At 54.4% G+C, this 19,226-nt stretch carries 11 protein-coding genes and 1 pseudogene; 7 read left to right on the plus strand and 5 right to left on the minus strand.

From position 1 onward, the window contains the following. Positions 1 to 202: 202 nt before the first annotated feature. Positions 203 to 1,339 (minus strand): hypothetical protein, encoded by a 1,137-nt coding sequence (locus tag ACFQ14_RS00275; protein WP_377210695.1) that lies wholly within the window; start codon positions 1,337 to 1,339, stop codon positions 203 to 205. A gap of 377 nt (positions 1,340 to 1,716) precedes the next feature. Here ACFQ14_RS00275 and ACFQ14_RS00280 point away from each other — a divergent pair, with 377 nt between their 5' ends. Next, a complete protein-coding gene (locus ACFQ14_RS00280; protein ID WP_377210696.1) occupies positions 1,717 to 2,208 on the plus strand; it encodes an Hsp20 family protein in 492 nt (163 codons plus the stop codon). Positions 2,209 to 2,395: 187 nt separating this feature from the next. On the opposite strand, the gene ACFQ14_RS00285 is transcribed toward ACFQ14_RS00280, so the two are convergent. After that, positions 2,396 to 3,472 (minus strand): NAD(P)-dependent alcohol dehydrogenase, encoded by a 1,077-nt coding sequence (locus ACFQ14_RS00285; RefSeq protein ID WP_377210697.1) that lies wholly within the window; start codon positions 3,470 to 3,472, stop codon positions 2,396 to 2,398. A 369-nt stretch (positions 3,473 to 3,841) separates the two neighbouring features. Here ACFQ14_RS00285 and ACFQ14_RS00290 point away from each other — a divergent pair. The 6 genes and pseudogenes from ACFQ14_RS00290 (at position 3,842) to ACFQ14_RS00315 (ending at position 15,855) form a co-directional block, all read left to right on the plus strand. Continuing rightward, positions 3,842 to 5,193, plus strand: a pseudogene (locus ACFQ14_RS00290) (IS3 family transposase). A gap of 1,049 nt (positions 5,194 to 6,242) precedes the next feature. Beyond that, entirely contained in the window at positions 6,243 to 9,356 is a 3,114-nt protein-coding gene (locus tag ACFQ14_RS00295) for a glycoside hydrolase family 9 protein (RefSeq protein ID WP_377210698.1), read from the plus strand. A gap of 199 nt (positions 9,357 to 9,555) precedes the next feature. Then, complete coding sequence (locus ACFQ14_RS00300; RefSeq protein ID WP_377210699.1) at positions 9,556 to 10,380, plus strand: ImuA family protein; 825 nt, start codon at positions 9,556 to 9,558, stop codon at positions 10,378 to 10,380. Then, positions 10,277 to 11,977, plus strand: coding sequence for a Y-family DNA polymerase (locus ACFQ14_RS00305; protein ID WP_377210700.1), 1,701 nt, complete (start codon positions 10,277 to 10,279; stop codon positions 11,975 to 11,977). The genes ACFQ14_RS00300 and ACFQ14_RS00305 overlap by 104 nt, the downstream gene beginning before the upstream one ends. A 12-nt stretch (positions 11,978 to 11,989) precedes the next feature. Next, complete coding sequence (locus ACFQ14_RS00310) at positions 11,990 to 15,601, plus strand: error-prone DNA polymerase (RefSeq protein WP_377210701.1); 3,612 nt, start codon at positions 11,990 to 11,992, stop codon at positions 15,599 to 15,601. A 101-nt stretch (positions 15,602 to 15,702) separates the two neighbouring features. After that, positions 15,703 to 15,855: a hypothetical protein gene (locus ACFQ14_RS00315; RefSeq protein ID WP_377210702.1), complete on the plus strand. Its 153-nt coding sequence runs from the start codon at positions 15,703 to 15,705 to the stop codon at positions 15,853 to 15,855. Positions 15,856 to 15,958: 103 nt separating this feature from the next. Here ACFQ14_RS00315 and ACFQ14_RS00320 read toward each other — a convergent pair whose 3' ends face one another. The 3 genes from ACFQ14_RS00320 to ACFQ14_RS00330 are packed head-to-tail and all read right to left on the minus strand — an operon-like array spanning position 15,959 to position 19,226. Next, a complete protein-coding gene (locus ACFQ14_RS00320; RefSeq protein WP_377210703.1) occupies positions 15,959 to 16,705 on the minus strand; it encodes an SDR family NAD(P)-dependent oxidoreductase in 747 nt (248 codons plus the stop codon). Between the two features lie 22 nt (positions 16,706 to 16,727). Further along, positions 16,728 to 18,326 carry an isochorismatase family protein gene (locus ACFQ14_RS00325; protein WP_377210704.1) on the minus strand — a complete coding sequence of 533 codons (1,599 nt, stop codon included), beginning with the start codon at positions 18,324 to 18,326 and terminating at the stop codon, positions 16,728 to 16,730. A 51-nt stretch (positions 18,327 to 18,377) separates the two neighbouring features. After that, positions 18,378 to 19,226, minus strand: coding sequence for an N-acyl homoserine lactonase family protein (locus tag ACFQ14_RS00330; RefSeq protein WP_377210705.1), 849 nt, complete (start codon positions 19,224 to 19,226; stop codon positions 18,378 to 18,380).

The raw sequence follows: 19,226 nt of genomic DNA on the forward strand, positions 1-19,226 counted from the left end.
TCCCACGAGGACCAAGTACATGAGGAGCAGCAGTATCGCTGCGCTGCGAAGAAACAGTGCCGTCTTTGTCGATGAGGGCACAAACGTGTTCATCGCTATCACGGCCAGAGGAAGACCAACTTGGAGGAATAGCAATTCTCCAACGAGTTCATTCATATGGAGGCCCCAGCAATTGTTGTTGCAATCCGGTCAGACAGACCCGCTATGCAGACGGAAGCCGGGCCGTAACAAAAAACTTCGGCTCAAACAGCCAAAGGGCGATAGCGCCTACTCCTGTGAGAGCGAGTGACAACACAAAAAGCCATCCGAAGAATGGTATTAGGCCAATCAGCCCAACCGTCAGCGCGCCAACACCGGCTGCCAGCGCTCTTGTTCCAACACTGTCGGGCTCTTCACGCCCGACGGTTTTCAGCAGCGCCACCCCGAGAGCGTATGCCGCAACGACGTAGCCTGCAAAACCGCATACCAACGCTACCAATATGGTTGCTGGCGCCAACAGCAATCCGATCAACGTCATGATCAACAATATGGTGACACCAATCACGGCCGATTGCGCAAGAATGCCAAACCACAGTGTTCTGAACGGTCGATCGAGAATGGTGCGCCGAAGGTCTGCCAATTTCTGGGGTATGATGGCTGCGATTAATGAAGCGATCCCGGCAACCACAACGATCCAGATCAAGAAGCTCATCAATGCTTCGCGCCAATTGAAGACCTCCAGCTCTTGAGCAGCCTTCGACCATTCTGCAAACTCGCGCCGTTCTATACGGTCTTCAGCAATAAATCCGACCGGAAACGTGGTTTCCCCTTTGGTTTCCTCATAGAAGATCAGTCTTCCCTCAATGCGAGCGTCCTCGGAAAATTCAATGTCGCGGGCAGTCAGACTGACATCACCTTTAATCACTGACTCAAATCGCACTTCGTCTCCAGCAATCAACGCGTAACCAGAGACGGGACCTGCAATCGTTACGTTTGATCCTGATGCACGAAGGTCGCCGACAACTTCCGCAACGCTTACGTTGTAGCCGCTGATATTTGCGTCTCCCGCCACTTTGCTTGCCAGCGTTACGTCCATGCCGGCAAGATAGGCATCGCCGCCAACAGTGCCGGACACTTCCACCTTACGTCCGAACAAATGTGCCGAACCGACGATATCTTTTTCGCTTCGAACGGTTTCACCAAACATGAACAGATCGTCCACGCCCGTATTGCTCTGAACCACTGTAGCACCCGCCAAAAATCGATCATTGCTGAATTCGAAATCGCTCTTTTTCTCCTGCGCAAATGCGGTGGTGATTGAGACCATCAATACGCCTATGTAAAAAATTGTTCTGAACATCACCCGTTCCTCCGTTCTGTACATCGTGTGAGGCGAAACTATCGGACGCATAAATTTTGGGTTTGATATTGGTCAAGTCTTCTAAGAAAGCTCGTTCAATAAATTGTCGCATTACGCTGCAAACTCAATTGCCGGGCTCTCACAGCCGGGAAGAGCAAGTTGCCGTCAATCTCGGCATCTTCAAAAACAGTGATAATCCCGGGGCCGAGAAACGAACTGGTCTCATTTTACCGGCAGCATTTTCTGCTCAATTCACCATAGGCAAGCCAGCTCCCGATTGGCCGAATTGATTTAGCTCAAAAAGCGTGTGTCACCATCATCTAGGTTCCCAACGTGGCGCATAGCCCTTTCAATTCAACCTTCGATGGAGAGCACAAATGACCCATTCACCTCTTCCCTCAGTTTTCGGGACCGGTGCCAAGCCCTCATTGGGCATCAACTCGCTGCACAAGGAGATTGAGCGAGTATTTGATGAGTTTCGCAGCGCGATACCCTCTTTTAACAACGATGAATCTTTGGACGGCACGGGAAAAATTGTTCCGAAAATCGATATTCGAGAAACGGACGACAGCGTTGTCTTTTCCGCTGAACTTCCAGGCGTTGCGGAGAAAGATATTGATGTCTCTGTCTCCGGAAATGTGCTGACCCTCACCGGCGAAAAGTCGTCGCATCGTGAGGAGAACGAGAAAGATTACAAGCTCGTTGAGCGTTCCTATGGAAGTTTTGCTCGATCCTTTCCGCTCGCATTCGATATCGACGCGGACTCTGTCTCGGCAAAGTTCGACAACGGCGTGCTGGACATCGCTGTGAAAAAACCAGCTGAGATCGCGCCAAAGACAAAGAGCATCAAGATATCCAAAGCCAAGTGAGCCCAAGGCCTCTTCGCTGCGGATATAGGCGCACCATATTGGCTCCCTCGCTTATGGTGCGCCTTCAATCCTTGCCGTGGGAGCCTGCTTCTGTATCAACCACACGCGTCGTGAAGCGCTGGGCGGCGCTGGGAGCCATCGGTCGCAATTCCGGTGCTAATGCGATAGTGACGCCGATTTGATAGGCCTAGGGCGTAAGAGCCAACTTCAAGACACCGTCCCGCTGGTTCGAAAACAAGTCATAAGCCTCTTCAATGTCGTCAAACGCGTAGCGATGAGTGACCATTGGACCCAGATCAACGCGTCCTGAAGCGACAACATTCATCAAACGACGCATGCGCTCCTTTCCGCCCGGACACAGTGATGTGATGATCTTATTATCCCCCAACCCCGCGTTGAAAGCAGCGAGCGGAATTTTCAGGTCCGCAGAATACACCCCAAGGCTCGACAATGTTCCGCCAGGCTTCAACACGCGCAGACAGCTCTCAAAGGTCGATTGAAGCCCCAGTGCCTCAATCGCCACGTCGACGCCACGGCCTTGCGTCAGCCTCATAATTTCTTCAACCGGATCGGTTTTATTGAAATCGATGACGACATCAGCGCCCACTTGCTCGGACATCTTTAGTCTTTTCGGCACTGTATCGACAGCAATGATGGTGCTTGCGCCGCGCAATCTTGCGCCCGCGGTTGCGCAGAGCCCAATGGGTCCTTGAGCAAACACCACGACCGTATCTCCGATTTTGATGTTGCCAGACTCCGCTCCAGCAAAGCCGGTGGACATGATGTCTGGACACATAAGAACCTGTTCGTCCGTCAGTCCGTCTGGAACGGGTGCAAGATTTGCCATTGCATCTGGAACAAGCAGATACTCCGCCTGTGATCCATCAATCGTGTTGCCGAACCGCCAGCCACCCATTGGCTTCAAACCATGGGCATGCATTTGTCCATCCTGAGAGCACAGCCCATCTAGGCAGGCATTTGAATAACCGCTGGGGCAAATGGCACCCGCAATAACGCGTTGCCCTTCTTCATATCCCTCAACGCTTGATCCCAGTTTTTCGATAATTCCCACCGGCTCATGTCCGATGGTCAAACCCTTCTCAACGGGATACTCCCCTTTGAGAATATGGACATCGGTGCCGCATATCGTTGTTGTGGTGATGCGAATTAGGGCATCGTTCGGACCCACAGCAGGAACTGGCTTGTCTTCGAGAACAATGCGTCCAGCCTCGACGAAAATGGCTGCTTTCATCATTTGGGGCATAGAACTTCTCCAATCCATTATACCCTGCGGCAAACAAATGGATTGTTGCTCATCCAAAGAGAGAGAAGTTGACCTTGATCAATTGCGATCATCTAGTTTTGCGCGAGTATGTAGTCTCCCTTGGCCTCTCTGGCCTGCATATCAAGCAGGGATGCTTAAAGGCCCGCGACCTAAAAATCTTATTTTGGGAGAGCGTACGCCGTGGACGTGAGTTCAACTAGCAACTAAAGCGCAACAATTCCCGTTACCTTTGCTGCGGTAACCGCAGGACCATGGGTCTTCTTGTTCCCCGTCAGCGCCCATGGGATCAATTGAGCTGATTGCTTAAGGGAGAGTTTTTGGCTCATCTTCACCGACCAGGAGTGAAGAATGAGACATACATCCGAACGCCATACCGATGCTGCTGATCGCACGGTGAAGGACATCCGCCGCAAGACGCGCAAGCGGTATTCATCTGAAGACAAGATCAGGATCGTGCTAGCCGGTTTGCGCGGCGAGGATTCGATTGCCGAACTGTGCCGTTAGGAAGGCATCGCCCAAAGCCAGTATTACAGCTGGTCGAAAGAGTTCCTCGAAGCGGGCAAGAAGCGTCTGGCGGGCGATACAACCCGTGAAGCCAACACCGGTGAAGTTCAAAGTCTGCGTCGGGAAGCGCGTGATTTGAAAGAGGTGGTTGCCGAACAAACGCTGGAGTTGCGTCTTCTCAAAAAAAGCATGATCGGGGATGGGGGCAACGAAGAATGAGATATCCTGCATCCGAGAAGCTTGAGATCATCCGGCTGGTGGAACAGTCGCATCTACCCACGAAGCAGACCATCGACAGACTGGGCATTCCACGCACTACGTTCTACCGCTGGTACGATAAGTACCTGACCGGCGGTGCCGAGGCCTTGGAAGACCGCTCTCCCAAGCCATTGCGCGTGTGGAACCGCATTCCGGATGATGTTAGGCGGCGCATCGTCGACATGGCGTTGGACGAGCCGGAACTGTCACCGCGTGAACTGGCCGTTCAGTTTACAGACACGCAACGCTATTTTGTATCAGAAGCCAGCGTTTACAGGTTGCTCAAGGCCCACGATCTCATCACCAGTCCGGCCTTCGTTGTCATCAAAGCGGCAGACGAGTTCCGTGACAAAACCACAGCCATCAACCAGATGTGGCAGACGGACTTCACCTACATCAAGATCGTGGGCTGGGGTTGGTATTATCTGTCAACGATCCTCGACGACTTCTCGCGATACGTAGTGGCGTGGAAGCTGTGCACGACGATGAAGACCAGCGATGTGACCGACACGCTGGAACTGGCCCTGCAGGCATCCGGTTGCAATCAGGTTGCAGTTCGCCACAAGCCACGTCTGTTGTCCGACAATGGTGCTAGCTACGTCTCGGGCGAACTTGCTGACTGGCTGAAGGACGAAGGCATGGATCACGTTCGTGGCGCTCCATATCATCCGCAGACGCAGGGCAAGATCGAACGTTGGCATCAGACCCTGAAGAACCGCATCCTGCTGGAGAACTACTTCTTGCCAGGTGATCTCAACGCCAGCATTGAGCGCTTCGTCGAGCACTACAATCATCATCGCTACCACGAGAGCCTGAAAAACCTCACGCCCGCAGACGTCTACTTCGGACGCGCCCAAACCATTCTACTCGAACGTGAAAGGATCAAACGCGACACATTCAAGCAGCGGCGTTTGCACTACCGCAACCAAGCCGCTTAATATCAACCAACAGATGAGCCAATCTCTCGCTTAATCTAAGCCGCGATCTGTTCCAAAAACCCTGACGACGGACACTATCGATCAGGTCTGAAAGACATAAATTTCCCTGTAATTTCCCTGTAAACCCGACATTATCGCAAAACAGAGACGAGTTCGCAGCGGACTGAATGCGCCGCCATTTACTTTTTAATGTCAATTAGTTAGGTATTTTTAAGCACATTCTGGGCAGTGTCCGAGGGTTAGCTATTGTGGTTTCGTCTCCGTTTTCAAAACGAGGTTCATTTCGACGGATATCTAGAGGCAGTCTCTGTTCGCCTGGTTGGTGGGGTCCAGTTTGGTTCTGGCGGGTAAGCTATTCATGCGGTGTTCGGGTTTCAGTGCCAAGGATTATCGCTGCCCAGAATTGTTGGCGCGCCTGGCTAGCCCCTAGTTCGTCTCGAAGCTTTTGGCTTGGTTGTGAGGCTGACCGAGTTGGGTTGGCTATCTCAGTTGATGCCGAACTTATGATCTTGCTGATCCCAGTCCATCGGAATGACTGTGTGGATTAGTTGGCGACACGTGAGTTCGGGCGGTTGAGTGCCCTCGGTGATCATTCTCACGGTCAATTCCATGAAGTTGAAAAACCAACTTCGCGATATCCAATCCGATCGTAGTAACTTGTTTCATATCTGCTCTCCTTCCAGCCTAATCCAACCACCGTTGCGCAGGTGGTGTGAGAGAGCCGTCCACGGCGTCAGAAGCGCACACGAGTTCTTGGTTTGTGATGGCTGATCAGATGTTATTGCCGAACTCTACAACCTCAGCACTGCCGTTGAACGACCGAAAGTCTATCGCCTCGGCTAGGCCATACAGCGAAAAAGTGATGAACCCAATTGAGGAGGGCTTTCAACCAAACGCTATTGGCAACTTGGTCTGGTGAGCAACATTGTGGCAGCAATAATTCTCCAAAATCACGTTTCAAATAGCGGTCTCATCCAAATTGATTTGAATATGCGATCTTCAAACTGCTCCATCTGGTGCGGGTGCTGGCAGTTTTTGGAGAACTTCGCATGTCAGCTTCGCCGCAATTCTTCGTTCAAGACCCTAATACCGACCTTCAGCTTTCGACGGTCGGCAGCGATACCATTCAGCTTCGTTTTGAGCTGGGTCGGGTGATCGATGCTGCCCAGACAACGGAATTGCCGGATGGGGTTACGTCGGATCAGTTCGGCCAATGGATATATGAGAATGGACAACCCCTTGGGCGGGTTACCCCTGATGGGCAATACTTTCAGGCCATCGATCAATTCGAAGCCTCGCCCCTTGCCGATCTGTTCACGTCCGGCGCTTTGGACGACAGCACTGGTTGGACAATCACGCTCAACGGCGAGGAGATTGCAATTGATACGGTGTCCCGCAAAGCCAATATCGAGGAGACTGCGCGGGTAGGGGAGAGCATTTTCGATGCGGAATTTGCCACCATCGAGAGCGTTTTTCTCAAACTGAACAGGCCGGTTGCAGACGGCGATACGCTTTCTATTGCATTCAATGATAACCAGTTCGAAACGCTCGAACTGGTCGTTGATCGAGACGCTACAGTTTCCGAAGCGGTTCATGTGAATCTAACGGGTTATGACCCGGACGATGTGGTCAAGACCGCCTATCTGTCCTCATGGAATGGCTTTGATGCAGCACGCGATAGAGACGCTCCGGCGGAGTTTGAGGAAGGGACTGCTTTTGCTTTGATTGACGAAAGCACCGGCGAGGCGGTTTTTGAAGGCACGGCCACGCTTGATGTTGCAGCAACGGAAGTCACGGACTTTGCGCAAAACTTCAACAAGACAGACGTTTTCGCTTTGGATTTTTCTGCTTTCGAGGGCAGCGGAACATTCCACATAAACGTAGAAGGCGTCGGGATTTCTCAAAGCTTCACAATTGACGACAATCACTGGGCGGAGGTCTTTGATGTCGCCGCGAGCGGATTTTATCATCAGCGCAGCGGCATCGCCTTAGAAGAAGAGTTCACAGATTGGACGCGCCCGGCGTCACTTCCTGAGGGCACAGAAGTCCAGATCACCACTGTACGGATTGATCAATCGAGAGAGGGCTACAATCCTAGTCTGGAAGATCCCTTTGAGAAGTTCGCGGAAAACCTCACAGGCGAAACAGTAGATGATCTGTTCGGTGGGTGGCACGACGCGGGTGATTTTGATCGTCGCCCACAGCACTTGGAGGCAAGCCGAAAACTCATCGAGTTGGTGGAGATAGCGCCAGAGTTCGCCGAGCAAAATGGCTTGTCGATCCCTGAACAGGACAATGCGTTGCCCGATATTTTGGATGAAGCTCTTTGGAACGTCGATTTTTTCATGCGTATGCAACGGGATGATGGAAGTGTGCTGGGCGGCCTTGAAACCAATGGTCCGCCGGACTTCGCTGAAGGTTCATGGGGTGAAGCTAAGCAAGTCTATGCCTATGGAGCCGACCCTTGGACAGCTTGGGAATTTGCAGCCACCGCGGCAAAAGCTGCTTTTGTTGTGGAAGCTTATGACGAGGTGAGAGCAGCGGAATACCTTTCAGCCGCAGAGCGCGCCATGGCGTGGGCTGAAGACAACATTGGTGAGGCAAATCTATCAGCGCCGGAGGAGAGCCTTGCGCGCAATCTCGCAACGGCAGAGCTTTATCGCGCAACAGGAGACGAGGCTTACAACCAGCTTTATCTGGCGACCACGAACTACACGCAGGAAGTGGCTGAGATCGACTTCACCGAGCATCAGTATGAAGCGGCGTTCACCTATAGCCGCACGGAACTGGATGGAGTGGACCAAGCCGTTGCGCAACGGGGCATCGAAGACCTGATTGATGAAGTCCGTGAACTGGAGGAATTCGACAGGGGAGCGTGGGGGCAAACTTGGAACCCCTTCGTTGGCTATGGATTCGGCGCGACGCACTCCCAGCCAAGCTATGCAGCCGATATTTACACAAGGCTTCACGCGTTAACAGGCGAGGAGAAATACCTCGAACTGGCGCAAGACGAAATTCAGTTCGCGCTAGGCGCAAATCCGCTGAACATGAGTTATCTCACCGGCGTTTCCGATCTTGCGCCAAACGGTGTGCGGCAACCAGGGGAGCTTCTGGTTGTTGACGCGGATACTCTGGGCCGCGATGCGCCTCCCGGTATCGTGGCTTATGGCGGGGCGGACGTGAAAAAATTTGGGGGGTTTTATACCGATACCGTTGAATCAGCCATTTATCCCGCAGGCATCGACTCGCCCATTACCGAGAGTTTCAACGGCTACTTTTTCAACGTCCCGGTGACCGAATATACGGTTCAGCAAGGTCTGATGGATGTGACTTTTGTTTCGGGATATCTGGCCAGTCTCAATGGCGTGGATGAGGCGACCGCTCCCGACCCAGTGGAGCCGGAACCTGTCGAACCGACGCAGCCTGTAGAGCCAGAACCAATGGAGCCGGAAACCGATGTGCCTGAACCGCCCACAGAAGCGCCTGATGGCGTGACGCTTTTTGGCACTCAAGAGCGGGACACACTGAACGGCTCCAGCTTGGACGATATATTGCAAGGTTTAGGCGGAGATGACTTTCTTGTCGGCGGCGCCGGCGATGACCTCATTTATCTCGGCAACGGTGATGACGGCGCGGCTGGTGATGAGGGTAACGATACTATCAGAGGTGGGGCCGGTAACGATTCCATCTGGGCAGGCGAAGGCGATGACCGTGCTTTGGGTGGGACAGGCGACGACTTGCTGTTTGGCGATGTTGGCAATGACATTCTCAATGGCGGCACAGGAAATGACGAGCTGATCGGTTCCGGCGGCGACGACATTTTACGAGGAGGCGAAGGCGACGATGATTTGCGGGGCGGTTTAGGCGCTGACAAACTGCACGGCGGTGCCGGTGATGATGTTATCAATGGTCAGTGGGGTGACGATGTCTTGTCCGGCGGTGAAGGTGAAGACGTATTCGAATTTGTGAGATGGTCTGGCAACGACACGGTACTGGATTTCGATATCAACACCGACAAACTGAATTTTTCGGAGACGGGCACTGATGGCTTGGTGATAAGCCAGCAAGGCATGGACTTAATGCTCGCCCTTGAGGAGTTCCAAATCTCGGTTGTCTTAAAGGGCATGGCGGAAGAAGAGATCAGCGATTTCGACTTTGTCTGATCGGAACAGTTTTTGCAGACTTTTTCGTCAGTGAGGGGGTACATTCTGTAGATGCTGGGTGCGAGTCTGGTCGAGAGCGGGCGCACTGGCTTTACTATATTGAACGCAAAAGCAGACCTTTGGTTTTGAGATAGGAAATTATGACTCGTAATGAGAACAAAATAGGAACATAATCATCTTTCTGATTTGAGAGGTGGTTATGCAGCGTTCTGAAAAGAAGTTAGAAAAGGTAGGTTTTGAGGGCTTTTTTCCCACTATTGCCGAAGGCGATGACGCCAATCATAACGCATGGAAGACTGGTGTTGAACGGATTGATGCCTGCTTGCCATCTGGCGGGCTGAGCCACGCGGGACTGCATGAAGTGGAGCCGTTGCGCTCCACTGACATGCCGTCTCTTACTGGTTTTTCGTTTGGGTTGCTGGCTCGGCTTCGTTCGTCACAGCCGATTATCTGGTGTGTGACTTCGGACCAAGTGGGTGATTTTGGCCAGCTCTACGCCCATGGCGTCGAACGCTACGGTATATCCCCCGCACAGATCATCTTTGCGAAGGTCAATCATCCTCTGCATCTGCATTTTGCGATGGAAGAGGCGCTTAAAACAGACGGTGTGGCAGCTGTGATTGGTGAGGGGCCGCGACCGACCTTTGTGGGCTCGCGTCGCCTTTCCATGCTGTGCAAAACCCATAATCGCCCCTGCCTGTTATTGAACGCACAATCCGATAGCGGGCGCGGGTCTGCGGCGCTGACGCGCTGGCAGATAGCTCCGTGTCAGGGTGAAGAAGATCCATTGGACCCATTCGGCCCCGGCCTTCCCACATGGCGCGTGGCGCTGCCAAGAGTTCGCAGCGGCCGAACGATGCCTGAAATGCAGCAAGACCAGATCACCAACAACGCATCCTACCCATGGAGGATTAGCTGGGATGACCAGACGCATTCTTTTCGTGAGACTTCCCTACTTTCCCATCGAACGGTTTCTGAAAGTCCAAAACAGACGGGAGGGCCAGCCAAAGCCATGGTGGGATGAAGCGGCCAAAAGCGAAGTTTTGGCTGACGCCCGCCCGCAAGGACCGCTGGTTCTTGTGACCAATGGTGCGAAAGGCACACGCATAAGCGCGGTTGGGCCGGACGCTGAAAATGAAGGTCTATGGCCGGATATGAAACTGGCCGACGCACGCACGATGATGCCTGCGCTTCGGGTTGAGCAGCACGACATTGCGGCAGATCACGCAGCGCTCTCAACGCTGGCTCGCTGGATGCTGCGCTATTCTCCCGCAGTGTCCTTTCATGGGGCAGACGGCTTCCTGCTGGACACGGAGGGCTGTGACCATTTGTTTGGCGGCGAACATAAGATGGCCGAGGATATAGCCGACCGGCTGGGCAGAATGGGGTTCACCACATACCTTGCGTTTGGCGATACGCCTGCGGCCTGTCACGCGTTGGGGCATTATGGTGGCGCGAAGGTGCACATCCTGCCGCGAAATCATGAGCCGGACACGCTGGATGGGCTCCCGGTCGAAGCTTTGCGGCTGGAAGACGATACGGTCGTTTTGCTCAAACGGTTGGGGTTAAAACGCATCGGTGATGTAAGGCCTTTGCCGCGCTCTGCACTGGAACGGCGCTTTCGGGAAACGGCCAAGTCGCGCAGCAAACGTGATGCACAGGGAGCGGCGCGTTCTGTCCAATGGCGGCTGGATCAACTTTGCGGCGCGGTGGCTGAGCCATTGCGATACATTCAAGAGCCAAAGCAGTTTCGCATCACAAAGCCATGCCCGGAATTGGCGCTTGAACAGGGTGCGATTGGCCTTGTGCTCGATGAGCTTTTGCCGGAACTCTGCGCCCTGTTGGCCAAAGCTGGCCAAGGGGCAAGACGGTTTCAGCTGATAGGATACCGTGCCGACGGAGGGCTGGGGTCAACCCATGTCGCCCTTTCACAACCCGTCAACAAACCCGCTTCCATACGCCGTCTGTTCAATGACAGATTAGACCACATTGATTGCGGTTACGGGATCGACCTGTTCGTGCTGGAAGCAATCGGCGCAGAGCCTGTTCACATAAACCAGCATGACATGATGGACGCTGAACAGGCCCAGCAGACCAGCGCATCGCTTGCGGCATTTGCTGATAGCGTTGGCAATCGTGTTGCTCGAAAGGCTGTTTTTAAGCCCGCCCCGCGCACAAGCCATGTGCCGGAACGGTCGCAACGGCTTGTTGATGTCACCACACCCGTTGATTGGCAGGCTTGGAAAGCGGTGCAGCCCGTCTGGTCTCCACGCCCCTTGCGGTTGTTGCCAAGGCCGGAGCCTGCGGAGGTGACAGCCGCACTTCCAGACAGCCCGCCTGCACAATTTGTCTGGCGGCGTGTGATGCGCCGGGTGATCCGGGCGCGGGGGCCGGAGCGTATCTTGCCGGAATGGTGGCACGACGATCTCAAAACCAAATCCAGCGCGACTTTCCGTGACTACTACGATGTGGAGGACAGCGAAGGCCGGCGCTATTGGATTTTTCGTTCCATTAGAGACGATCCGATCGAGACGGAAGAAGCGGCAAGCGATGATGGCGACGAGCAAACCCAACCCGATACCGTGCGAACGATACGCTGGTTCGTGCACGGCTTGTTTTAGGGAGCCATTGCTGTGTCACGTCCTCCCGAAAACCCGCCCATTCCGTTCAAACGACCCAAGGCAAGCGGAGCGGAGCAAGCTGCGTCACCAGATGGTGGGCAAGCCTATGCAGAACTCCAATGCCTGACAAATTTCTCGTTTTTGCGCGGGGCTTCCCATCCTGGCGAAATGGTCATTCAGGCAAAGTCGCTTGGCCACACGGCCATCGGCATAGCGGACAGCAACACGCTGGCGGGTGTCGTGCGCGCCCATGCGGAAGCTAAGCGGGAGGGGGTGCAACTGCTTGTGGGCGCTCGCATCGAACTGACGGACGGGTTTTCGTGTCTTTGCTACCCATCCGACCGCAAAGCTTATGGTCGCCTTTGCAAGCTGCTGTCTGATGGCAAGCGCTCCGCTGCCAAAGGGGAATGCGATATTGCGCTGAGCGATCTTGTGGCCCGCTGTGAGGGACAGGTTTTGATCGTCTTGCCGCCGGCCGACTTTGACGCTCGGCGTAATGACTTGACGACAATGATTTCACAACTCAAGCAAGCAAGCCAGAACGGCGTCTGGCTGGCTCTCAATCACCTTTATCGCGGCGATGATCGCAAACGCATGCGCTCTATCGCTGCTTTGGCTTCCGAACAATCTATCCCGCTCGTCGCTACCAATGATGCGCTCTACCATCACCCTGATCGCCGTAAATTGCAGGATGTGGTGACGTGTATTCGCGAAGGATGTCAGATCGGTGAGGCGGGGTTCTTGCTGGAAGCGAATGCGGAGCGACATTTGAAGCCAGCGCAGGAAATGGCGCGTCTGTTCAAGGACTATCCGCAAGCCATAACTGCAACACAAGAGATCGTGGCGCTGTGCGATTTCAACCTTGATGAACTGCAATACAATTATCCCAACGAGCCCGTGCCTGCGGGAAAGACAGCGCAAAAGCATCTGGAAGACTTGATTGCCGACAGTCTCCAAGAACGGTTCAAGGGTAATGTTCCGCCCAAGGTGCAGGCTCTGCTCGACAAGGAACTGACCCTGATAGCAGACCTGAAATACGCGCACTATTTCCTAACCGTCCATGATATTGTGAAATGGGCGCGGGACAAAAACATCCTTTGCCAGGGGCGCGGATCAGCCGCCAATTCGGCCGTCTGCTATTACCTCAACGTTACTGCCGTGGACCCGGAACAATCTTCGCTTTTGTTCGAGCGTTTTCTGTCCAAGGAACGCAAGGAGCCGCCCGATATTGATGTGGATTTCGAGCATGAACGCCGCGAGGAGGTCATCCAGTATATTTACGAACGCTATGGCCGCCACCGAGCCGCGATAGCCGCTACCGTCATCACCTACCGCCCCCGATCTGCCGTGCGTGAAGTGGGTAAGGTGATGGGACTTTCAGAAGACGTGACCGCCGCTTTGGCGTCTACCGTATGGGGATCGTGGGGCAAGGAAATTCCCGAAGACCAAATACGGGAAGCTGGCTTGGACCTTTCCGATCCGTTACTCAAAATGACGGTCGACCTGACACAGGAATTGCTTGGCTTCCCCCGTCACCTCTCCCAGCATGTGGGCGGCTTTGTGCTGACCGAAGACCCGCTGGAAGAACTGGTCCCCATCGGCAACGCGGCGATGGATGATCGTACATTCATCGAGTGGGACAAGGACGATATTGACGAACTTGGCATCCTGAAAGTCGATGTGCTGGCATTGGGTATGCTGACCTGCATTGCAAAGTGTTTTGATCTGGTGAAACAGCATTACGGCCTGTCCTATAATCTGGCGACAATCGATCAGGAAAACGATCAGGTTTACGAGATGATTCAGCGTGCCGACACGCTCGGCGTGTTTCAGATTGAAAGCCGGGCGCAGATGAACATGCTGCCGCGCCTGAAGCCGAAGACGTTTTATGATCTGGTGATTGAAGTGGCCATCGTGCGCCCCGGCCCCATTCAGGGCGATATGGTTCACCCTTATCTCAAGCGACGGGACGGTATCGAAAAAGTCGTCTATCCTTGGCCGACCAAGTTTCCTGAAAAACGCGACGAGCTTGAGAAAATTCTGGGGCGCACGCTTGGTGTCCCGTTGTTTCAGGAACAGGCGATGCAGATCGCCATCGACGCCGCTGAATTCTCACCCGAAGAAGCCAACAAGCTGCGCCGCGCCATGGCGACCTTCCGCAATGTGGGAACCATCCACTTGTTGCAGCAGCGAATGGTCACGAAAATGATTGAGCGCGGATACGATGCCGAATTTGCAGCCAATTGTTTTGAGCAAATCAAAGGGTTCGGCTCCTACGGCTTTCCCGAAAGCCATGCCGCCAGCTTTGCGCAACTGGTTTATGTTTCCTGCTGGTTGAAATGCTTCTTCCCCGATGTCTTTTGTGCGGCCCTGCTTAATTCTCAACCGATGGGTTTTTATGCACCTGCACAGATCGTGCGCGATGCGCGCGAACACGGTGTAGAAGTGCGCCCCGTCGATCTGAACCATTCGCATTGGGACAATGCGCTGGAAGCTGAAAAAGAAGACGGGCACTTTGCGATACGCCTCGGCTTCCGGCAGGTTACAGGTTTGAAGCAAGCGGATATGGAGGCGTTCATTGCGCGTCGTACGCGCCACATTGGGTCACCTGATGAAGCGCGCCGTCTCACCGGGCTTTCTATTGCCAATCTGGAGCGGCTTGCTTCTGCCGATGCGTTCCGTTCCATGGGGATGGACAGGCGGCAGGCTCTTTGGGCTGTTCGGGGCATGGGGGGCGACGAACAACTTCCGCTGTTTGAAGCCGCTGATGCGAGCGCCTTGGGTCATGATCCAGAAGTGGCTCTGCCTGAAATGCCTCTGCGCGAGCATGTGGTGGCTGATTATCAAACCCACCGCCTGTCACTCAAAGCACACCCCATGGCGCTGCTGCGCCCGCTCTATGACAAGGGCATTAAGAGCCAAGACCCCAAACAGGCATGGCGCAAACCGCTCCGCACTTTGCAGACGAAAGACCTGCTCAAGACCCGCCAGAACGAATGGGTCACAATTGCCGGTGTCGTTCTGGTTCGCCAAAAGCCAGGCACTGCCAAGGGCGTTGTCTTCATCACGCTGGAAGACGAAACAGGCACGGCTAACATCGTCGTGTGGAGCAAACTCTTGGCCAAATATCGCCGCACTGTAATGAGTGCGCGGCTTATGGCTGTGCGCGGCAAGGTGCAGCGCGAGGGGGAAGTTATTCATGTCGTTGCACAGGAACTGATCGACCGAACTGCCGATCTTGACGCGCTATCAGACGATGAATTTGAGCTTCAGTTTGCCAATGCAGACCATGTAAAATCGCCCCTGCCGGAAGTCTCTTCCATGAAACGCAAGATAGAAAGATTGGCTGCACGAGGCGAAACGGCGGAGGGTGATTTAGGTATTGAGACTGACCGCGCCAGACGGAACCCCGGCGTTTCCAACGCCAATATCATACCGCTTTCACGCGCTGACGAAGTGCTACACCCGCAGGTCGAGCGCGATGGATGGCCCATCGATTCCCCCGATGCCAAACGCTACACATCACGCCAATCATCGATAGAAAAAGCAAAGCCCATTGTAGTCAATCAAGGCCGCCATCCCCGCAACGTCCGCATCATCCCCAAAAGCCGAGATTTTCACTGAAACATCAAACAAGCCGCGCACCACAAATCGGCGGCCTCAGACATCGAAATTGCATCGTCAACGTCCGCGCCCAGATATCGCACAGTGCTTTCAGGCTCTGAATGACCCAGCAGAATTTGCACGGTTCGCAGATTGCCCGTTTTCTGTTGGACAATGGCGGCGCGCCGCCTTGGCTGACCGTCAGCTACCAGATCGCCGATCCGCAGAGTCTCTCTGTCTCTCCGCCAATCATTCTATCCTTGTTGCTTTTCTAATTGCTATGCTCTGCGGTCTAACGCAGGTGTTTTGCTGGCCAGCAAAATGAATATGATTTTTGAGCGCGGGGGGCGGGGCGAGTATTTGGGGGCGATAAGTTGGCTAGTAGGTGGCCCGCCCGCCCGATAGGTCAAAGACGCCGCCTGTAGTGAAGCTGTTGTCTTCGCTGGCAAGCCACGCGATCATCGCTGCTGCTTCGTCCACCTCCAGGAAGCGATTGCGCGGGATTTTTGACAGCATGTATTGGATGTGCTCTTCGCTCATCTGGTCGAAAATGCGGGTTCGTGCGGCTGCGGGTGTTACGCAATTCACAGCAACGTCCACGTCCGCAAGCTCTTTGCCCAGTGATTTCGTGAAACCGATCACACCAGCTTTAGACGATGAATACGCGGAAGCGTTCGGGTTGCCTTCTTTGCCTGCGACGGAAGCAATGTTCACGATACGACCGTAATTGCGTTCGCGCATGCCGGGTACAACGACCTTGTTCACATGAAATGTGCCAAGCAGGTTTACAGCGACGATGCGGCTGAATTCTTCGACATCATACTCCGCGACGGGTGCGTTAGAGCCCGCAATACCTGCCGAATTGACGACGATATCGACCCGACCGAAATCACGCATCGTCTTTTCAAATGCGGCTTCTACACTTTCCCAGCTGGAAATATCGGTTTGAACAGCGCGGGTGTTACCGTTGATAGCAGCCGCGGTCTCCATGGATTCGTCCATGTCCATATCCCAGATGGCGATGGTGGCGCCGCCTTTGGACAAGTGTTCGGCAGCGGCGCGGCCAATGCCCTGAGCGCCCCCGGTCACCACGGCGACCCGGCCTTCGAAGTTCAATTGGTTCATCGTCTCCTCCCTGTTTGCAGCGTTAGCGTTGCAGTGCAGCGATCACCGCGTCGACATTGGTGACGGTGGCTACATTCGTCATGGCAAATTCGATGGACGCTCGGTGCCAATCGGCGTTCATTGTGGAACAGGCGTCTTGCGGCACAATGATGAAATAGCCCTTGTCCGCGCCTGTCCGGGCAGTGTGCTCCACGCTCATATTGGTCCAAGCGCCGGTACACAAGATCGTGTCACGTCCGGCACCTTTGAGGTAATTTTCCAAACGACCGGATTCCCATGCGCTCATGGTGATTTTCTCAACCACCAGATCATTGCCTTGCGGCTCCAAGCCCGGAACAGGCGCCACGCCCCACGTTCCGCGAACAAGGGCGTTGGCCTCCAGCATGCCTTCCAGCAAAGGCGAATTCGTCTTCATTGCAGGATGGCCAGGCTCATTCACAAACCAAACATGCAACACCAACACGCCAGCACGGCGGCAGGCATCGGCGAGGCGGCGGGAATTTTCAATGACGTTCTGCTGCTTGGCGTGTTCGGGAGAGCCGCTGTCTGCAAAAGCGCCGCCGTCCATGATGACATCGTTCTGCATGTCTTGAATTATCAGCGCCGTGCGATGGGGATCAATGCGCAAAGCGGGATCAGCGCTGCTCGCCTGCGAGGCGGTTCCGCTTGCAGCGGCGTTGGCGTGCGCGGCCGGCGCATTGGGCGAATGGGCCATGAAGGGTTCGCGGCGGGTGCGAACCTTGGTTGAAACAGAGTAGACCGAGGTGGTTGCGCACAGATACAGCGTATCCCAATTTTCGCCGCCCCAATGCAGGTTGGCGACCATTTCTGGAACGGACAACTTGCCTAGCAATTCGCCATGGAACGAATAAACCCAAACTCCGCCCGGGGCTGTGACCCAGACATTGCCTTTTTCATCTGCCTTCATTCCATCCGGCAGACCTGCTTTTTGGGTATCGCGGATGCCGGATGCGAAGAGGCGTCCGTTGGTCAGCGACCCGTCAGCGGCCACATCAAACATGCGGATATTGGCTTGGTCGGTATCGTTGACCCACATCCACCGCTCGCAGGGTGAAAAGCAAAGTCCATTGGGCTGACCGAACATATAGCGGTCGGAGACCAATTGCGGCTCGTCGCCTGGCCGATGGTTTGGCGCCAGTCGATAGACGCCCTGAAACCCCATTTCGGTATCGCGGGGCACGCCGAAATGTTCCATGCGTCCGTAGGTGGGGTCCGTGAAATAGATTGAGCCATCGCTCTTCACGACAACATCATTGGGCGAGTTCAGCTCGCGCCCCTCGAAATGCGTGCACAGCACTTCACGCTTGCCATCAGGCCGAAAGCGAACGACCGATGATGTCGAGTGTTCACAGACAATCAGGTTGAGCGCGGCATCGTAGGTCATGCCATTGCCCTTGTTTGAGGGGCGAGCAACTTCCGCTACGCCGGACTTATCCCATCGGCGACGAACATCGCCCGGCATGTCGGAGAAGAGCAAATGCTGCTCCACCGGATGCCAGATCGGACCTTCCGTGAAGATAAATCCGGTTCCCAATTGCTGGACTGGCGCATTTGTGTCGATCAAGTCTTTAAACGTTGATGAGATCGCTTCGTGGCTCACGGTTTCGCCCCTTCGCTTTCAAGAGTTTGCAGATTACGATATTGGCGGCACCTACATCGGGAACCAGTTGCGGTTCGGCACCGTCTCGGTCATCGGGCCGGGCACCTGCATACCCAAACGGCCGACCACTTGAGCGTTTTGGATTTTCGCGGGGCGGTCGTGGATGGGCAGCAGGAAGGTGTAGTTGTTCAACAGCTTCTTGATTGCGGCCTTTTCCTCGCGCTTGGTTTGGGAGTGGTTGCCCGTCACACGCGGCTCCATGTAATTATTGGTCATCACATGGTTCACGATCTGGTCGTTGAAATCGTAGATCACATCACCGCAAATACAGGCCAGACCTTCCGCAGTTTCCACGATCACATTCATTGACCCTTCGGTATGTGCGCCTGCAGCCTCACACCAAACGCCGGGGATGATTTCTTCCGCACCCGTGATTTCCAGATCGAGGAACCGCATCGCTTCTTCCTCATAAATGCGCTCCACGAGATGCTGAATATCGGGCTTGGGGTATTGCGGATACATGATGCCGGAGACGGAGAATTCCATCTCGCGGCGGTTGATGACCACAGTTGTGTTCATCGGGAACTGGTCATCTTTCCCCGCATGGTCAATGTGAAGGTGCGTGTGCAAGATGTAACGAATGTCCCCGGGCTTCAGCCCGTGTTTGGCGAGTTGGTTTTCGATCATATTGTCGTGGAACTGCAGCCCCCGCATGCCGAGCGATTCCATGATGGCGTTGTCGCGGTATCCAGTATCCACCAAAACGGGATAGGTGCCGCCGAGGATCAGAAAACCATAGACAGGCACGCGCCGGGTGCGTCCACATTCGTGGCCAAGCACGAGAAAGCTGGTTTCCAGTTCAATGTCGCCATAGTCGAGTACGTGAATTTCCAATGGCAT

This window comes from Pseudahrensia aquimaris (assembly GCF_042676045.1).
GTDB classification, from domain to species: domain Bacteria; phylum Pseudomonadota; class Alphaproteobacteria; order Rhizobiales; family Rhizobiaceae; genus Pseudahrensia; species Pseudahrensia aquimaris.

Coding starts and splice junctions, on each gene's coding strand:
- ACFQ14_RS00300 (WP_377210699.1), top strand. CDS start 9,556: ATGCAGCGTTCTGAAAAGAAGTTAGAAAAGGTAGGTTTTGAGGGCTTT.
- ACFQ14_RS00305 (WP_377210700.1), top strand. CDS start 10,277: ATGACCAGACGCATTCTTTTCGTGAGACTTCCCTACTTTCCCATCGAA.
- ACFQ14_RS00330 (WP_377210705.1), bottom strand. CDS start 19,226: ATGCCATTGGAAATTCACGTACTCGACTATGGCGACATTGAACTGGAA.
- ACFQ14_RS00285 (WP_377210697.1), bottom strand. CDS start 3,472: ATGCCCCAAATGATGAAAGCAGCCATTTTCGTCGAGGCTGGACGCATT.
- ACFQ14_RS00295 (WP_377210698.1), top strand. CDS start 6,243: ATGTCAGCTTCGCCGCAATTCTTCGTTCAAGACCCTAATACCGACCTT.
- ACFQ14_RS00275 (WP_377210695.1), bottom strand. CDS start 1,339: ATGTTCAGAACAATTTTTTACATAGGCGTATTGATGGTCTCAATCACC.
- ACFQ14_RS00280 (WP_377210696.1), top strand. CDS start 1,717: ATGACCCATTCACCTCTTCCCTCAGTTTTCGGGACCGGTGCCAAGCCC.
- ACFQ14_RS00320 (WP_377210703.1), bottom strand. CDS start 16,705: ATGAACCAATTGAACTTCGAAGGCCGGGTCGCCGTGGTGACCGGGGGC.
- ACFQ14_RS00315 (WP_377210702.1), top strand. CDS start 15,703: ATGACCCAGCAGAATTTGCACGGTTCGCAGATTGCCCGTTTTCTGTTG.